This window comes from Streptomyces sp. NPDC059909, assembly GCF_042730885.1.
Classification (GTDB): domain Bacteria; phylum Actinomycetota; class Actinomycetes; order Streptomycetales; family Streptomycetaceae; genus Streptomyces.
Genome location: NZ_JBHWKX010000044.1, coordinates 22,620 through 40,210 on the forward strand (window position 1 = coordinate 22,620; position 17,591 = coordinate 40,210).

13 protein-coding genes are annotated in these 17,591 nt (G+C 73.0%); 3 read left to right on the forward strand and 10 right to left on the reverse strand.

The window, feature by feature from the left end:
* Window positions 1-3: 3 nt before the first annotated feature.
* A complete protein-coding gene (locus ACFV9O_RS26475) occupies window positions 4-870 on the reverse strand; it encodes a bifunctional methylenetetrahydrofolate dehydrogenase/methenyltetrahydrofolate cyclohydrolase (protein WP_385421922.1) in 867 nt (288 codons plus the stop codon).
* 234 nt (window positions 871-1,104) lie between these two features.
* On the opposite strand from ACFV9O_RS26475, the gene ACFV9O_RS26480 reads away from it, so the two are divergent.
* Window positions 1,105-1,854 (forward strand): RDD family protein, encoded by a 750-nt coding sequence (locus tag ACFV9O_RS26480; RefSeq protein WP_385421925.1) that lies wholly within the window; start codon window positions 1,105-1,107, stop codon window positions 1,852-1,854.
* Window positions 1,855-2,130: 276 nt separating this feature from the next.
* Here ACFV9O_RS26480 and purH read toward each other — a convergent pair whose 3' ends face one another.
* Both purH and purN read right to left on the reverse strand, forming a co-directional pair.
* Window positions 2,131-3,681, reverse strand: coding sequence for a bifunctional phosphoribosylaminoimidazolecarboxamide formyltransferase/IMP cyclohydrolase (gene purH / locus ACFV9O_RS26485; RefSeq protein ID WP_385422008.1), 1,551 nt, complete (start codon window positions 3,679-3,681; stop codon window positions 2,131-2,133).
* An 11-nt stretch (window positions 3,682-3,692) separates the two neighbouring features.
* Entirely contained in the window at window positions 3,693-4,307 is a 615-nt protein-coding gene (purN, locus tag ACFV9O_RS26490; RefSeq protein WP_385421928.1) for a phosphoribosylglycinamide formyltransferase, read from the reverse strand.
* A 237-nt stretch (window positions 4,308-4,544) separates the two neighbouring features.
* Here purN and ACFV9O_RS26495 point away from each other — a divergent pair, with 237 nt between their 5' ends.
* Complete coding sequence (locus ACFV9O_RS26495) at window positions 4,545-5,378, forward strand: hypothetical protein (RefSeq protein WP_385421931.1); 834 nt, start codon at window positions 4,545-4,547, stop codon at window positions 5,376-5,378.
* Window positions 5,379-5,402: 24 nt separating this feature from the next.
* Here the strand turns inward: ACFV9O_RS26495 and ACFV9O_RS26500 are convergent, their stop codons facing one another.
* Window positions 5,403-7,268, reverse strand: a complete 1,866-nt coding sequence (locus ACFV9O_RS26500; protein WP_385421933.1) for a DUF6350 family protein — start codon at window positions 7,266-7,268, stop codon at window positions 5,403-5,405.
* Between the two features lie 122 nt (window positions 7,269-7,390).
* On the opposite strand from ACFV9O_RS26500, the gene ACFV9O_RS26505 reads away from it, so the two are divergent.
* Window positions 7,391-8,869 carry a sigma factor-like helix-turn-helix DNA-binding protein gene (locus tag ACFV9O_RS26505; protein ID WP_385421935.1) on the forward strand — a complete coding sequence of 493 codons (1,479 nt, stop codon included), beginning with the start codon at window positions 7,391-7,393 and terminating at the stop codon, window positions 8,867-8,869.
* Between the two features lie 145 nt (window positions 8,870-9,014).
* On the opposite strand, the gene sucD is transcribed toward ACFV9O_RS26505, so the two are convergent.
* The 6 genes from sucD to ACFV9O_RS26535 form a co-directional block, all read right to left on the reverse strand.
* A complete protein-coding gene (sucD, locus tag ACFV9O_RS26510; RefSeq protein WP_385421938.1) occupies window positions 9,015-9,899 on the reverse strand; it encodes a succinate--CoA ligase subunit alpha in 885 nt (294 codons plus the stop codon).
* Window positions 9,900-9,919: 20 nt separating this feature from the next.
* A complete protein-coding gene (gene sucC / locus ACFV9O_RS26515; RefSeq protein WP_385421941.1) occupies window positions 9,920-11,095 on the reverse strand; it encodes an ADP-forming succinate--CoA ligase subunit beta in 1,176 nt (391 codons plus the stop codon).
* A 432-nt stretch (window positions 11,096-11,527) separates the two neighbouring features.
* Window positions 11,528-12,499: a hypothetical protein gene (locus ACFV9O_RS26520; RefSeq protein ID WP_385421943.1), complete on the reverse strand. Its 972-nt coding sequence runs from the start codon at window positions 12,497-12,499 to the stop codon at window positions 11,528-11,530.
* Between the two features lie 88 nt (window positions 12,500-12,587).
* Entirely contained in the window at window positions 12,588-13,577 is a 990-nt protein-coding gene (locus tag ACFV9O_RS26525) for a hypothetical protein (RefSeq protein WP_385421945.1), read from the reverse strand.
* Window positions 13,578-13,770: 193 nt separating this feature from the next.
* The gene (locus ACFV9O_RS26530) at window positions 13,771-15,000 is read right to left on the reverse strand and encodes a VWA domain-containing protein (RefSeq protein WP_385421948.1); all 1,230 of its coding nucleotides are present in this window, start codon (window positions 14,998-15,000) and stop codon (window positions 13,771-13,773) included.
* Entirely contained in the window at window positions 14,997-17,453 is a 2,457-nt protein-coding gene (locus ACFV9O_RS26535) for a DUF5682 family protein (RefSeq protein WP_385422010.1), read from the reverse strand. The genes ACFV9O_RS26530 and ACFV9O_RS26535 overlap by 4 nt, the downstream gene beginning before the upstream one ends.
* Window positions 17,454-17,591 lie beyond the last annotated feature (138 nt).

The window sequence follows — 17,591 nt, forward strand, 5'->3', positions numbered from 1 at the left end:
CGGTCAGCCCGCAGCGCCGGCCGCGGTGCGCTCCGCCGCCTCGACGACATTGACCAGCAGCTGCGCCCGGGTCATCGGGCCGACGCCGCCCGGGTTCGGGGCAACCCAGCCGGCCACCTCGGCGACGCCGGGGTGCACATCGCCGACGATCTTGCCGTTCTCGTCCCGGCTGACGCCGACGTCGAGCACCGCGGCGCCCGGCTTGACGTCCTCGGGCTTGATCAGGTGCGGCACGCCCGCCGCCGCGACGATGATGTCGGCCTGCCGCAGCTGCGCGGAGAGGTCGCGCGTGCCCGTGTGGCACTGCGTCACCGTCGCGTTCTCGGACTTGCGCGTCAGCAGCAGCGGCATCGGCCGGCCGATCGTGACGCCGCGGCCGACGACCACGACATGCGCGCCGTTGATCTCGACGCCGTGCCGGCGCAGCAGCGTGATGATCCCCGCCGGGGTACAGGGCAGCGGCGCCTTCTCGTTGAGCACGAGCCGCCCCAGGTTCATCGGGTGCAGACCGTCGGCGTCCTTGTCCGGGTCCATCAGCTCCAGAACCCGGTTGGTGTCAATGCCCTTGGGGAGCGGGAGCTGGACGATGTAGCCCGTGCACTCCGGGTCTTCGTTGAGCTCCCTGACGACCGCCTCGATCTCCTCCTGCGTGGCGGTGGCGGGGAGTTCGCGCTGAATGGACGCCAGGCCCACCTGCGCACAGTCGCGGTGCTTTCCTGCCACGTACTTCTGGCTGCCGACATCGTCCCCGACCAGCAGCGTTCCGAGGCCGGGTGTCACCCCCGCGGCCTTGAGCGCCGCCACGCGGGCAGTCAGGTCGGACTTGATCGCGGCTGCGGTGGCCTTGCCATCGAGAATCTGGGCGGTCATGCCCCCATCCTCGCGGATGACCCCTCTCCTGTTCCAATTCGGGGACTCCGGCGGGAACACGAGGTTGCACTTGCACAACACATACGGTTATCGACTGGACAAAAAAGCGATGCTAAGACCACGATGATCCGCGCAGTGCCGCGGGCAGTGTCGGGGGGCAGACCGCTTGTAGTTGTGACGTTCCTCCGCTCCAGGACCGCGTCGTCCCCGCAAACCCGACGGAGGAATCCCGCCATGAGCTTTGGCGACCCGAACAACCCTTACGGGCAGCAGCCCCAGCAGCCGCCGCAGGGTCAGCCCGGCTACGGCTACCCGCAGCAGGCCCCGCAGGGCGTACCCCAGCAGGGCTACGGCTACCCGCAGCAGCCCGGACAGTACCCGCAGCAGCCGGGTCAGTACCCGCAGGCTCCGCAGGTCCCCGGCACGCTCCAGGCCAACAACGGCTACATCAACGTACCCGCGCTGGGCACCGTCCAGGTCGCCACGATGGGCCGCCGGTTCGGCGCCCGCCTCATCGACGCCGTCATCTACTTCGTCGTGTACGGCATCCTGTGGGCCATCGGCCTCGCGGGTGCGGCCGGTGCGGCGGAGAGCATCGACGACTGCTCGAAGCTGGACCCGCTGTCCCCGGCCTACGAGACCTGTGTGAACGACGCGGCGGAGGCGGCCGGCGGCATCATGGCCGGGTTCCTCGGCTTCGCCCTGCTCTTCTTCGTCATCGGGCTGCTCTACGAGTGGCTGATGGTCTCCTTCCTCGGCGCCACGGTCGGCAAGATGGCGCTCGGCCTGAAGGTCGTGAAGGAGAACACGGGTCAGGTCCCGGGCATCGGCGGCGGCTTCATCCGCTGGATCATCCCGATGGCCGGTTCCCTCCTCTGCGGTATCGGCCAGCTCCTGGTCTACCTGTCGCCGTTCTTCGACAACTCCGGGAAGCTGCAGGGCTGGCACGACCGTGCCGCCGGCACCCTGGTCATCAAGAAGTAGCTCAAGAAGCAACTCGAGCAGCAAGCGGTACAAGGCCGAAGGCCGCGCCCCCTTCGTACGGGGCGCGGCCTTCGGCCTTGTACGTGCCGGCCTTGTTCGTGCCGGCCTTGTTCGTGCCGGCCTTGCTCGTGCCGGCCTTGCTCGTGCCGGCCTTGCTCGTTCCGGTCCGTTCGTGCCGGCCTTGCTCGTTCCGGCCTTGCTCGTTCCGGTCCGTTCGTGCCGGCCTTGCTCGTTCCGGTCCGTTCGTGCCGGCCTTGTTCGTGCGCGTGGTGCGGCTCAGTGGAAGAAGTGGCGCGTGCCCGTGAAGTACATCGTCACGCCTGCCTTCTTCGCGGCCTCGACCACCTGCTCGTCGCGCACCGAACCGCCCGGCTGGACCACGGCCTTGACGCCCGCCGCGGTCAGGATCTCCAGGCCGTCCGGGAAGGGGAAGAACGCGTCGGAGGCCACGTACGCGCCCCGCGCCCGCTCCTCGCCCGCCCGCTCCACCGCGAGCTTCGCGGAGTCGACACGGTTGACCTGGCCCATGCCGACACCGACCGATGCCCCGTCCTTGGCGAGGAGGATCGCGTTGGACTTGACGGCGCGGCAGGCCTTCCAGGCGAAGGAGAGCTCGGCCAGTTCCTCGGCGTTCAGCGCCTCGCCGGTGGCGAGCGTCCAGTTCGCCGGGTCGTCGCCGTCGGCCTGGAGACGGTCGGTGACCTGGAGCAGCGCACCGCCGTCGATCGGCTTCAGCTCGACGGCGGCCGACGGGGCATCGGGGCAGCGCAGCACGCGGATGTTCTTCTTGCGGGCGAGGACCTCGACCGCGCCGTCCTCGTACGCCGGGGCGACGATGACCTCGGTGAAGATCTCGGCGACCTGCTCGGCCATCGCCACCGACACCGGGCGGTTGACCGCGATCACGCCGCCGAAGGCCGACAGCGGGTCGCAGGCGTGCGCCTTGCGGTGGGCCTCGGCGACATCGGCGCCGGTCGCGATGCCGCACGGGTTGGCGTGCTTGATGATCGCGACGCACGGCTCGGCGTGGTCATACGCGGCACGGCGCGCGGCGTCCGTGTCCGTGTAGTTGTTGTACGACATCTCCTTGCCGTGCAGCTGCTCGGCCTGCGCCAGCCCGCCGCCCGCCTCGGTGACGTACAGCGCGGCGTCCTGGTGCGGGTTCTCGCCGTAGCGCAGGACGTTGGAGCGCTCGTACGTGGCGCCGAGGAAGTCGGGGAACCCCGACTCGTCGGCCGGGGCGTACGAGGACGCGAACCAGGAGGCGACGGCGACGTCGTACGCGGCCGTGTGCCGGAACGCCTCGGCGGCGAGCCGCTTGCGCGTGGCCAGGTCGAAGCCGCCCGACGCGACGGCCGTGAGGACGTCCCCGTACCGCTCGGGGCTGGTGACGACGGCCACGGAGGGGTGGTTCTTGGCGGCGGCGCGGACCATCGAGGGGCCGCCGATGTCGATCTGCTCGACGCACTCGTCGGGCGTCGCGCCGGAGGCGACGGTCTCGCGGAACGGGTAGAGGTTCACGACCACGAGGTCGAACGGCTCGACGCCGAGCTCCGCGAGCTGCTCACGGTGCGCCTCGAGGCGCAGGTCGGCGAGGATGCCGGCGTGCACGCGCGGGTGCAGCGTCTTGACGCGGCCGTCCAGGCACTCGGGGAAGCCGGTGAGCTCCTCGACCTTGGTGACCGGGACACCGGCCGCGGCGATGCGCCCGGCGGTCGAGCCGGTGGAGACCAGCTCCACGCCCGCCTCGTGCAGGCCACGGGCCAGCTCTTCCAGACCGGTCTTGTCGTAGACGCTGACCAGCGCACGCCGGATGGGCCGCTTCATGGTTTCGGCGGTCACGGGATAACTACCTTTCGTCCCTCAATGCGGTAGCCGTTACGGGCCAGACGCCCCACGACATCAACGAGCAGTTGACGCTCGACTTCCTTGATCCGCTCGTGCAGAGCGGCTTCATCGTCCTCGTCCCGTACGTGCACCACGCCCTGCGCGATGATCGGGCCGGTGTCGACGCCGTCGTCGACGAAGTGGACGGTGCATCCGGTGACCTTCACGCCGTACGCGAGCGCGTCACGCACTCCGTGGGCACCGGCAAAACTGGGGAGCAGGGCGGGGTGGGTGTTCACGAACCGGCCGCCGAAGCGGGCGAGGAAGTCCTTGCCGACGATCTTCATGAAGCCGGCGGACACGACCAGGTCCGGCTCGTACGCGGCGGTCGCCTCGGTCAGGGCCCGGTCCCACTCCTCGCGGGTCGCGTAGTCCTTGACCTTGCGGACGAACGTGGGGATCCCGGCGCGGGTGGCGCGCTCGAGGCCGGCGATGCCGTCGCGGTCCGCGCCGACGGCGACGATCTCGGCGCCGAAGCCCTCGGGATCCTCGTGGATGGCGTCGAGCAACGCCTGGAGATTGGTGCCGGATCCGGAGACCAGGACGACGAGGCGGGCGGCAGCCACTGGAGGACTCTTTTCGCGTTGCGGTACATCTATGGGGGGTCTTTGTGTGGTCGTACGAAGGAAACGAGACCGCCGATAGGGGAACTCTACGAAGCCGTCGACCGTCAGCAACGATACCGGCACACCGAGCGGCCCCCACGGGACGGGGGCGGGGCCGGGAGGTAGCGTCTGGGGACAGGGCCCGTCCCCAGACGGAGTACCCGCGTACAGAGGTAAAGAGGGGAAGACGTTCACCACATGCCGGACCGACGCCGCCGCACGGCTCTCCGCCTCCCGCTCGTCCGCGAGCGGGGCTCCCTGCTGCTGCGGGATCGCCAGTCCACGGACTCGGCGGGGTCCACGGAGCCCACGCCCGCGCCCACGAACGACACGAATCCGTTCGCACCGCCGCCGGACGGCGCTCCGGACCGGCCGTGGCAGCCTCGCCACGGCTCGGGGTCGGGGTCCGGTGACGACGGGGGCCGGCAGGAGGGCGGTCAGCAGGGGGAGGACGAGCGTCCGTCCTCGGGCTGGGGCAGCCAGTGGAGCAGCCGCCAGCCGGGGCGGTCCTCGGGCGGCTTCGGCGGCCGGCAGAGCGGTGGCGGCCAGGGCGGTCCCGGTGGCGGCGGCCAGGGCGGCCCCGAGGGCGGCGGTCCCGGCACGGGCCTGCGCTGGGACCCGACGGACCCGGCCCAGCGCCGCGCCCGTTACGCGCTGCTCGCAGGCATGTGGGCGTTCTTCTTCGCCCTCTTCGACCTCTCGGAGATCGCGCTGCTGCTGGGCGCGCTCGCGCTGTACTGGGGCGGCAGCTCCCTGCGCGCGAAGAACCGCCGCCCGGCGGAGGGTTCCGATGCCGCACCGGCAACCTCTCCTGCCCAGCCCGGTGGCGGCAGGCCCCAGGTCACGGCGGCGGTCAGCGGCATGGTGATGGCGGCGCTCGCGCTCGCGATCGTGGCCATGACCTTCACGATGCAGCTCGTGTACAGCGACTTCTACACCTGCCGGGACGACGCCCTCACCAAGACGGGCCAGCTCTCCTGCAACGAACTCCTCCCGGAGCCCCTCCGCAACCTGATCGGCGTCCCGGAGTAACCCCGGCCGGTCACACCCGGCCGATCACGCCTCCGCGTCCCGGGAATCGGGGGGCGGGGGCGTTGTCGTACTGCGGCCACCCGCCGCGCCAGGCCCTGCGGGGGTTGTGGGCGGGTCCACCGGCGGTACGGGCGCAGGCGCCACCCCGGTTGTGGGCAGTCGTTCCGCAGGGCCGGGGGTGCCTCCCGGGTGAAACTCCGGGGAATGGGCACAACCGGCCCACGGTCCGCAGACGAACGGGGGGTCGGGGCAGGGCCCTGGCTGGGGGGACTGCCCCGCTTCGGGTGAGGCCCCGTGCTCGTCCGGCATCGTCGTGGCCTGTGAGGGCTCCGGCTCCGCGTCCGGAAACTCCGACGGCACTCCCGGCTCCTCGGCCGCCGTGGGCGGTGCGGACGGCACCGGTGGCGCGAGGGGCATGGGCGGCGGCTCCGCGGGACCCGGCGCCATGGGGCCCTCGCCCGGCGGCGCAGGCTGTGCCGCCGACGTCCCCGGCAGTCCCGGAAGCGCGGCCACCAGCCCGCTCGACACCCGCTTCAGCGCGGCCCACCGGGCCTCGCGCGCTGCGGACCAGTCCGCCAGGGCCTCGGACAGCGGCCGACGGGCGCGGCGGAGGCGCCAGGCGTGGACGGCGACCGCGGACGGCACACCGATGGCCGTCGTCCAGACGAATGCCGCCACCCCCATGTGCCACCACACGGGGCCGAACGCGGCCAGGGCGTCCGTTCCCAGCGGGCCACCCGCGGCCGCCGCCAGCAGTGCCATGAGCGCCCCGCACAGCCCCGCCGCGAGCAGCGCGGTCAGCGCCACCTCGCGCCGGGTCCAGGCGCCCTTTGCGCCGGCCCCCGCGGCCGCCGCAGCGGCCGCCGCACGCGTCGTGCACCATGCCGCCGCTCCGCCCGCCACGACCGGTACCGCGCCGCACGCCCAGATCAGCGGCGTGCCGGGCCCCGCCGCCGGGACCGCCGCCAGCAGCGGGAAGTGGGGCAGCACGGGGTCGCCCACGACCGCGAGGGGCGTCGCCGTCGCGCCCGTACCGAGCGCGAACCCCGGGCCGAGCCCGTACCCCGCCCCCCACACCGCCGCATTCGGCATCAGCGCCAGCGCCAGCAGCAGCACCGCGAAGCGCCCCGGCCAGTCCACCGCGAGCCGCAGCAACGACTCCTGCGCCGCGCCCGCGTGCCACACGAGCGACACCGCGACCAGCACCGCCCCGCCTGCGAGCAGTACCGTCCCCGCGGCGCCCGCCGCCCGGAGCGCGACGACGACCCGCGAGCGCGCCGCCACGACCCGTACGCCCTCCGGCACCCACCCCGGGAGCGGCCCGAGTGGCCTCCCGAGCGCCGTCCAGGCCCCCGCCGCCGCGGACAGGGCGGCCACCACGGGCAGGTGCAGCGCCGCGCTGACCGGCTCGGCGGCGAGCGACCCGCCCGACGAGTAGAGCGCCGCGCCTGCCGCGACCAGCAGATAGCCGCAGGTCACCCCGGCCACGACGAGCGCCGCCGACGCCCCGGGTCCGGCGTCGAACTCCAGCGTGTCGCGCGCGGCCCGGTGCGCCAGCCAGACGGGGAGTGCCACCAGCAGCAGCGGTACGAGCCCGACGGGTGCCGGCGCGCCCGAGAGCGTGTCCGGTCTGACCAGTTCCGTGCCGTGCGCGAGCAGCCACAGCCCGGCCGCCACGTGCAGCGCCCCCTTGGGGCCGCTGTCCGGATACGGCGAGCTGATCCACATCACCGTCACCAGGGCGGCGAGCGTGCCGAGCCCCAGTCCGGCCGCGATCGCCCCGCGCAGGGCGGACGCCGTCAGGACGGCAGCGGGGGGCCGGGAGCCATGCACGGCCACGAAGGTCGGGCCGGCCGGGCCGGCCGGGCTGCGGTCGGTCAACTGGGTCACGCGGCCATGCTGCCAACGACACGCGCTTTATCCGCGTAACAGGCAGATGGCCGTGGTGTCGCACAAAATACGCTTATGTACTTTTCGCCCCAGTACAGCCTTCTGGCCCCGGGGAGCCCTTCATGACGCAGAGTGCCGCGGATCCCAGCGAGACCGACGCCTCCCCGCTGCCCTCCCTCAAGGAGAGGCGCAGGCTGCGCGAGGCGAAGTCACTCAGCGAGGAGCAGGTCGCGGAGGCCGTCGGGGTGACGCGGGCGACGGTCAAGTCCTGGGAGGCGGGCCGCACCAACCCGCGCGGACGCAAGCGCGAGGTGTACGCGAAGCTGCTCGCCACGTACGGGGAGGAGATCGCCGCCAGGGATGCCGAGGCGGCCGAGGAGACGGGGGAGCCCAGGGAGACCAGGGAGACCGGGGAGACCAGGGAGACCGGGGAGACCAGGGAGACCGTCAAGGCCACGGAGCCGGCGGAGGCCAGGGCAGCCGCAGTGGCACCGAAGGCGGACAGGGCGCGGAAGGTACAGCCGACACGGCGGGAGGGCGCTCCCACCGCCGACCGGCCCACCGGTCCGCCCACCGGCAACCGGCGCACCGGACCGCCCACCGCCGCCCCCTCGACCGGGCCCGCGCGCGCCCGCCCGTCCCCGCCCCTCCCCGCCTCCTCGGCCGAGAGCACCAGGCGCCGGACATCCCCCCTCCCGGCGCCTCCCCCCATGCCTGCCGAGGACCCCGCGCTCACCGCCGAAGAGGCGTTCGACGCCCTCTACACGGAGACCGCTCCCGACCTCGCCCGCCAGACCTATCTGCTCACCGGCCACCGCGAGCTGTCCCTCGAAGCCGTCGAGCACGCCTTCCACGTCGCCTGGCAGCGCTGGCCCGAGGTCGCCGTCGACCGCGACCCGGCGAGCTGGGTGCGCGCGGCGGCGTACGAGTACGCGATGTCCCCCTGGCACCAGCTGCGCCGCTCCCTCCGCCACCCCGACCCCACGGCCCCGACCCCGACGGTCGGGACCTCAGAGGCGTCCGGGCCTGCCGAGCCCTCCCCCTCCGAGCCTTCCGAGCCCTTGGCGTCGAGTCGCCAGGCGCTCCGCGAGACGCTGCTCGAGCTGCCGCCGCCGTACCGCCGCACGCTGCTCCTCTACGACGGGCTCGGTCTCGACCTTCCCGACACGGCCGCCGAGACCGAGGCGAGCACCCCCGCCGCCGCGAACCGGCTGCTGCACGCCCGCGCCGCTGTCGCCGAGCGGCTCCCCGAGCTGGCCGAGCCCGAGGTCCTGCAGGAGGAGCTGGCCCAGCTGGTCGCCCATGCGCCGGGACCGGAGATCGTGTCCGCCCGTGCCGTACGGGCCGGCAGCGAACGCCGCACCCGGTTCTGGACGCGGGCCTCGTTCGGGCTCACCGCCCTGATCCTGGGGGCGGCGGCGCTCACGATGGCCACGACGGACAGCCACTACGAACAGCCGCAGGCACCCGGCGAGTCGGTCGGTGGCGTACGGCCCCACTACGGTCCTCCGGCCATCACCAAGCGCTACATCGAGCTGCACACGATGCTGCGGCACCACCCGCTGAAGGGTCCTGAACGGCTCCTGCCGTTCGCCCACTGAGGCACAGCACGAGAGGCAGCACGAGAGGCGCAGGCACGCGGAAGGGCCCGCACCCCGGATGTCCGGGGCGCGGGCCCTTCCGCGTGCCATCAGGCCGGACCGTGGAGGTCCAGGAGACCTCGAAGGTCCGGGAAGACCGGTCAGGTCAGCCCGCGAGGATGGCGCGCGCCAGCTTGGCCGTCTCGGTCGGCGTCTTGCCGACCTTCACGCCCGCGGCCTCGAGGGCCTCCTGCTTGGCCTGTGCGGTGCCGGAGGAGCCGGAGACGATGGCGCCCGCGTGGCCCATGGTCTTGCCCTCGGGGGCGGTGAAGCCCGCGACGTAACCGACGACCGGCTTGGTGACGTTCGCCTTGATGAAGTCGGCCGCACGCTCCTCGGCGTCGCCGCCGATCTCGCCGATCATCACGATCAGGTCGGTGTCCGGGTCGGCCTCGAAGGCGGCCAGGGCGTCGATGTGGGTGGTGCCGATGATCGGGTCACCGCCGATGCCGACGCAGGAGCTGAAGCCGATGTCACGGAGCTCGTACATCATCTGGTAGGTCAGCGTGCCGGACTTGGACACGAGACCGATGCGGCCGGGCTTGGTGATGTCGGCCGGGATGATGCCGGCGTTCGACTGGCCGGGGGTGATCAGACCCGGGCAGTTCGGACCGATGATCCGGGTCTTGTTGCCCTTGGCGCCCGCGTGCGCCCAGAACTGCGCGGTGTCGTGGACGGCGACGCCCTCGGTGATGACGACCGCGAGGCCGATCTCGGCGTCGATCGCCTCGATGACCGCGTCCTTGGTGAACTTCTCCGGGACGAAGATGACCGTCACGTCGGCGCCGGTCTTCTCGATGGCCTCGGCGACCGACCCGAAGACGGGGATCTCGGCGCCGTCGAAGTCGACCGTCGTGCCCGCCTTGCGCGGGTTCACGCCACCGACGATGTTCGTGCCGGAAGCAAGCATGCGCTTGGTGTGCTTCTGGCCCTCGGAGCCGGTCATGCCCTGGACGATGACCTTGGATTCCTTGGTGAGGAAGATAGCCATGGTGTTGGTGTCCTCGTCCCTTACTTCGCAGCCAGCTCGGCGGCCTTGTCGGCCGCTCCGTCCATGGTGTCCACACGCTGCACGAGCGGGTGGTTGCGGTCGTCCAGGATCTGGCGACCCAGCTCCGCGTTGTTGCCGTCGAGGCGCACGACCAGCGGCTTGGTGACCTCTTCGCCCTTGGACTCGAGGAGCTCCAGGGCCTGCACGATGCCGTTGGCGACCGCGTCGCACGCGGTGATGCCGCCGAAGACGTTGACGAAGACGGACTTGACGTCCGGGTCGCCGAGGATGATCTCGAGGCCGTTCGCCATGACCTCGGCGGAGGCGCCGCCACCGATGTCGAGGAAGTTGGCGGGCTTCACACCGTTGTGGTGCTCACCGGCGTACGCGACGACGTCGAGGGTCGACATGACCAGACCCGCGCCGTTGCCGATGATGCCGACCTCGCCGTCGAGCTTGACGTAGTTGAGGCCCTTGGCCTTGGCAGCGGCCTCGAGCGGGTTGGCCGATGCCTTGTCCTCGAGCTCGGCGTGCGAGGGCTGACGGAACTCGGCGTTGGCGTCCAGCGACACCTTGCCGTCCAGGGCCAGCACGCGGCCGTCGGCGACCGTGGCGAGCGGGTTGACCTCGACGAGGAGCGCGTCCTCGGCGACGAAGGTCTTCCACAGGGTCTGCAGGATCTCGGCGATCTGCTCCGCGACCGCGGCCGGGAACTTCGCGGCCTCGACGATCTCGCGGGCCTTCTCGGCGGTGACGCCCTCGTTGGCGTCGACCGGGATCTTGGCGAGCTTCTCGGGGGTCGTCGCGGCGACCTCCTCGATGTCCATGCCGCCCGCGACCGAGGCCATGGCCAGGAAGGTGCGGTTGGTGCGGTCGAGGAGGTACGAGACGTAGTACTCCTCGGCGATCTCGGGCGCGGTCTCGGCGATCATCACCTTGTGGACCGTGTGGCCCTTGATGTCCATGCCGAGGATGTCCGTCGCGCGGGCGACAGCCTCGTCCGGCGTGGCGGCCAGCTTCACGCCACCGGCCTTGCCGCGGCCGCCGACCTTCACCTGCGCCTTGACGACCGAACGGCCGCCCAGTCGCTCGGTCGCCTCGCGCGCCGCCTCAGGCGTGTCGATGACTTCACCGGCCAGCACCGGTACACCGTGCTTGGCGAAGAGGTCCCTCGCCTGGTACTCGAACAGGTCCACGCGCGTCCGTCCCTTTTCAGTGATTCGCGGTTCGTTGTCTGCGTGGGCGTGCCGCGAAGGGCAACGTGACTGCGCAGTCACTAGGGAGGCGTACACGGTGTCCGGGCACGCGGCATGTCCGTCTCGCAGGTTATCCCCGAGGGACGTGGGTCCCTAAATCACAGATCACACCGGAGCGGTGATACCTGTCACAGATAGCGCGCGTGGCGGAACTCTGCGGTTACGGGACGGCCACGACGGGGGCACGGGCCGGGCACGGGAGCCGGAGCCGGGGGCCGGGGCCGACACGGGTGGGGGTGAGGTGTGGCCCGGCTGCGGGCCGGAGCCGGGTGCGGGCTGCGCGCCCGGGGGAACGGGGACGGGCGGCCCCCACCCCAACAGGGACCGCCCGTCGATGTCCGTGACCCGCCGGTCACCTGGTGCGTGGCGTCGTCAGATGCCCTGGGCCAGGTTGTGGCCCAGGCTGTCGACGTAGCTCGGGGTGACCGCGTAGGCCACGCCCTCCACGCCGGAGAGGGCGTTGCCGGCGACCGGGGTCGTGGCGACCGTGCCGGTCAGGTCCTGCGCGAACGGCTGCACCTCGGAGACCACGCCGCCGGCGAACGGCTGGACGTCGCCGACGACACCGCCCGCGAGGGTGCCGGCGGAGCCGCCGACCCCGTACACGACCGGCTCGACGTGGTCGACGACGGTCTCGACGAGCGGCTGGACCGCGCCGACGACGCCGCCCGCGAAGGGCTGGACCTCGTCGACCACGCTGCCGGCGAAGGGCTGGACCTCGCCCACGACACCGCCCGCGAACGGGGTCACGTCGCCGACGACGCCCGTGGCGAGGCCGCCGACGTCACCGACCGCCTGACCGGCGACCGGGACGACACCGTCGACCGCCCGGCCGGCGATCGGGGGCAGGACGTCCTGCGCCGTCTCGTCGGCGATCGGGGTCGCGGCGGTGGCAGCACTCTGGGCGAAGCCCTGAGCGGCGGTGGGGACCCGGTCCACGAGCTCGGGAGCGAAGGCGGACAGCGGGCCGAAGAGGTAGTCGATCTCGCTCTGGGCGTCGGCGAGCTCGCCATCGGCGTACTGACGGGCCTGGTCCGCGGTGGACACGGCCGGGGTCTGGGTGGCGTTCTGCACGGCGCCCCTGGCCTCCTCGGCCCCGGCGACCCCGGCGCCGGCAGCGTTCTGCGCCGTGCCGGTGGCGGCGGCGACGGCGGGGGCGTCCTCGATGACGCCGGTGACGCCGGTGACCGTGTCCTCGACCGTGTCGACCGCGTCGATCGCCTGGTCCGGGGCCGAGAGGGACAGCGAGGGCAGCTCGTCCGCGCTTGCGGCTGCGGTGCCGACGGCCCACATACCGGCGGCGCCGGCCGCGACGGCTATGGAGCGGCGGATGTTCTTGTTCATCGTTGGGAAGTTCCTTCGAATTCGGGGGGTTCGGGCAGACCTGCTCCGCCCCCGCGCGGCAGGTCTCAGGCGAGAGGAACGGCCTGCCCTATCCGGGGAATTCGAGAACGTCGCGGTGCCGCTCGCGCACCGCGGTGCCGGAGACCGGCTGCAGGGAACCGGGAACGAGCCCGAACGCCATGCCCTGCGAGAACCAGGCGCCGTGCTGGTCACCGCCGCGCTGTGTGTGGCCGTCACCGACGGACTGGACGACGGCGCTGCCGCCCGGACCTGCCGGCGCGTGACCGGGCAGGAACGGCAGCCGCCCGCCGAACGGACTTCCCTGCGCGGCCGTCACGTATGCCCCGGACGCACGGTGCACGTACGCGTCGAGGTAAGCCTGTGCGTTGTCGTGCATGGCCGCCCGGGTGCGCTCGGACGCATCGGCCGCGGGCTCGTCGGAGCGCGGCTCGTCGCGATGGACGACGGCCGGGGCGGAGCCCTGCGGCCATTCCTGGGCGGGCACGGGGAGGGACACACCGGGCCCGTCACCGGGCCAGATCCGGGAGGGCCAGTCCTCCGCGGGCGACGACCGTGCGGGCACCGGCGGCACGGGCACGGTCTGCGCCACGCCCTGAACGGCCCCTTCCACGACCTGCTCGACGGGCTCGGCGACCGGCTCGACCACGCGCTCGACGACCGCACCGGATGTCGAACCGACGGGCGTGACGACCGACTCCACGACCGGCTTGACGGCCGTGTCGGCGACGGACGTGACGACGACCGTGTCAACACCCGGCCCGGTCACCGGCTTCGTCATCGGCGCGGCAACGGGCGCCGGGTCAGCCGTCGGCAGGCGCTCGGCCACCGGCTCCGCCGCGTCACGGAGTTGCCCGACCGGTTCGGTACGGGCCACGCCTTCGAGCGGCGTACCCGCAGCCGGTTGCTCCGCCGCGTGCGCCTGGCCGCCGAGGACGAACCCCAGCACCACCAGCCCGCCGACGAACAGCAGCGCCTGCACCGCGCGCACCGCATGCCGCCTGGCCGCCCCGCGCTCGAGGCGCACGGCGGCTGCCGGCTGAGCAGCGGTGACAGTCAAAGCGGGACGAGCCCTCCCAGTCGCGGAACCTGCCCCTCCGAGGGCAGCGAGGACGATGCTTGCACGAGACTCCTGGGGTCACGCAAGCCCCTTGTTACTGATGAGTCGCCATGTCCGTTATGAGCAGCGGATCGCCATGCACGATCCCCGCTGTGGGCCGGCACACCCCGGGCACTCCCTGCCGCACCCTGCCTCATGCGTCGGACGGCACCGGCAGCGGCCGCTTCTCGATCGCCGCGGCCATCACCTCCGGGAACAGGTCGGGCGTGCACGCGAACGCCGGTGCCCCGAGCGCCGCCAGCGCCGCCGCATGCTCGCGGTCGTACGCCGGCGCCCCCTCGTCGGAGAGCGCGAGCAGTGCGACGAACTGCACACCCGACGCCTTCATCGCCGCGACCCGCTTGAGCATCTCGTCCCGTATGCCGCCCTCGTAGAGGTCGCTGATCAGCACGACGACGGTGTCGGCGGGCCGGGTTATCTGCGACTGGCAGTACGCGAGGGCGCGGTTGATGTCCGTACCGCCGCCGAGCTGGGTGCCGAACAGCACGTCCACCGGGTCGTCCAGCTGGTCCGTGAGATCGACGACCGAGGTGTCGAACACGACGAGCCGGGTCGCGATCGACCGCATGGACGCGAGCACCGCCCCGAACACCGAGGCGTAGACGACGGACGCCGCCATCGACCCGGACTGGTCGATGCACAGCACGACGTCCTTCTTCACCGCCTGCGAGGCGCGTCCGTAGCCGATGAGCCGCTCGGGCACGACGGTGTTGAACTCGGGGAGATAGTTCTTGAGGTTCGCCCGGATCGTACGGTCCCAGTCGATGTCCCGGTGGCGCGGCCGGCTGATGCGGGCGCTGCGGTCGAGCGCGCCGGTGAGGGTGGCGCGGGTGCGGGTCGCCAGCCGCTTCTCCAGATCCTCGACGACCTTCCGGACGACCGCTCGGGCGGTCTCCTTCGTCGTCTCGGGCATGGCCTTGTTGAGCGAGAGCAGTGTCCCCACGAGGTGGACGTCCGCCTCGACGGCCTCCAGCATCTCCGGCTCCAGCAGCAGTGCGCTGAGGCCGAGACGGTCGATCGCGTCGCGCTGCATGACCTGGACGACGGAGCTCGGGAAGTACGTCCGGATGTCGCCGAGCCAGCGCGCCACATTCGGCGCGGAGCCTTCGAGGCCGCCCGAACGCCTCCCGCTCCCGCGCTCCTTGCCGCTCCCCGTGCCGTAGAGCGCGCCGAGCGCACCGTCCATCGCGGCGTCCGTCCCGGTCAGGGTGCAGCCCGTCCCGTCGGCCGCTCCCCCGCCGAGCACGAGCCGCCAGCGCCGCAGCCGCTCGTCGGATGCGGTGTCCACCGCCCTGTCGATCGCTGTGCGCGCCGCCGCGCCCACCCCGGCGGCGGCCGTGCGGGCTGTGTCGAGCATGGTCATACGTGGTCCCCCTCCAGGATCAGCCGCAGCACGGGCAGCACCGCGTCGGCCCGCTCCTCGTCGAGTCCGGCCCCGAATCCGGGCACACCGGCGTCCCTCCGCACCGGCCCCTCGCCCGCTGCCGCCGGGCCGCGTCGCACCAGCTCACCCAACGTGCGCCGGACACCCGGCTCGTACGCCGAGAACGTGCGCCGCAGCAGCGGCAGTACGTCCGTGAACGCGTCGGCCGGCACCGACGACAGCCAGGCGTCGACGAGCCCGAGCAGTCGCTCGTCGTGCACCAGGAGCATGCCGCCACCTGACGCGCCGCCGACGAAGCCCTCGATCCAGGCCGCGGCGTCGGCGGGCGGGGTGCCCGGCGAGAGCGCGAGACCCATGAGCCGCGCGGCCTCGTCCTCGGCGAGCCGCCCGTCGTCCAGCAGCAGCCGGGCCGCGCGCCCCCGTATCACCCCGGGCACCGCGTCGCGCGCGGCGAGCTTGCGCAGGACGGATGCCCAGCGCCCGGCCAGTTCTCCGGCCCCGGCCTCGGCCTGGGCCCCGGGGAGGAGGCCTATGGCCGTGTGCACGCCGTCGAGATGGCCGCGCATCTCGGCGGCGCCGTCCGCGTCGAGCCCCGTGCAGGCGGGCGGCAGGCCGACGCAGATCCGCTCGGCGAGCCCGGCCGCGACCTCGCCGAGCGCGGCGGTGTCCGTGGCCCGCACGTCCCCGTACCGCAGGGAGCGGGCGAGCGCGGGCAGCGCCTGGGCGAGGTGGCCGACGTCCGCATCGAGGGCGGCACGGTCGGCGAGGGCCTTCATCACCACGGGGAGCGCGTCGGGCAGTTCGGCCAGGAGGCAGCGCTCGGCCAGCGCCGTCACCTCGGCGAGGGCGGTAGCCGACGCGCTCTCGGACTCGGCCCTGGCCGTGGCGGCCGAGAGCACCGTGGTGCCCCATACCCCGGCCTCGGCCACCTTGACGTACAGCTCGGGCTCCCAGCGCAGTCGCCAGGTCTCCCGGAACGTGCCGGTCGAACCGCGCCCCGCCACCGGCGAGCCCCAGCCGACTCCGAGGAGCCGCAGCCGGTGCAGCAGCCGACTGCGCGAGGCGTCGGTCTCCTTGCGCAGATCGAGCTCCACCTCGCGCTCCAGCAGCTCCGGTTTGAGCCGCAGGGTGCGCTGGAGGCGGGTCACGTCGCGCTGCAGCGGAACGGCAGGAGCGGCCTCCGGCACCTCGCCGAGCACGTCGCCGGTGATCAGCCTGTCCTGGATCAGCCCGAGCGGCACGTCGGAGCCCTCGCACATCACGGCCCGTATCGCGTCGGTCGTCTCGCTCAGCCCGGCGAGCGGCCGGCCGCGCATCGAGGCCAGTGTCGCGGCGAGCCGGACCGCCTCGATGACATGGGCGGACGAGACGATCCGGTCCTCGTCCCTGAGCAGCCCGGCGACCTTCGTCATCCAGCGCTCGACAGGGCGGTCGGGGGCGCTGAACAGATGCGCGTACCAGCCGGGCGACTCGATTCCCGCGCCGTATCCACTGCGCCGGGAAAGCCTGCGGTGCGTCCAGGGCACCCAGGTCATCTCGGTCTTGACCTTGGACAGCCCCTTGAGCAGGGCGCGGTCGGCCGTGACGGTCGGCTTCCCGGCCCGCCCGGTCAGCGCGGGGACGTGCCAGGCACCGCAGACGACGGCGATCTCGTCCCCGAACTCCTTGCGTGCCGACCGCAGTTGGATGCGCATATGGGCCTCGCGCACGAGGTCGCGGTCGTGCCCGCCGTGTCCGTACACCTCGCGCAGCGCGGCCATGGCCTCGCCGAGCACGGCGAACGGCGTCAGCGGGCCGGCAGGGGATGTGGCGCCGGGCGCCGACGGTGTGGCGCCCCGGTGCTCGATCACGTCCTCCCACCAGCGCTCCGGGTCGTCGTAACCGGCGGTCTCGGCCAGCACCGCGATCGGGTCGACACGCAGCGCCGCCTCGCCTCCGCCCGGGTGCACCTCCCCTTCCTCGTCCTCGTCGCCCCACGAGGGGTCGGCGGCCGCGGCCAGGGAGTGCGTGGCGGGCAGGTCGATGAACCGTACGGGCACGTCGTGCGCCAGCGCCCAGCGGATCGCGACCCACTCGGGCGAGAACTCCGCCATCGGCCAGAACGCCGCCCGCCCGGGGTCGTCCACGGCGTGTGCCAGCAGCGCGACCGGCGGGACCATCCCCTCGTCCGCGGCGAGCGGCAGCAGGGCGTCCCCCTCGGGCGGCCCCTCGATCAGCACCGCCCTGGGCTCGGTCGCCTCGAGCGCGGCCCGCACCGCCCGCGCCGAGCCGGGCCCGTGATGCCGCACCCCGAGGACGAGCGGCCCGTCGCCGGGCCATGCCCTCTCCACGGCCCGGGCGGTGACGGTGTCCGCCGCTCCCCCGTCCTGCGGGACGCCGAACTCGCCCGGCACGCCCGCCCGTACGGACCCGCCGGGCTCGACGTCGGACATGGCCGCGACGGGGGTGGTGGCCGCCGAAGCGTCCACCCGCGAAGCCGGCCCGGGAGGGACCCCCGCGACGAGGGCCGCACCCTCCACGGCGGAGCGCAGGGCGAGCGGCGCCTCGACCGTGGCCCGGGTCGTCGCGGC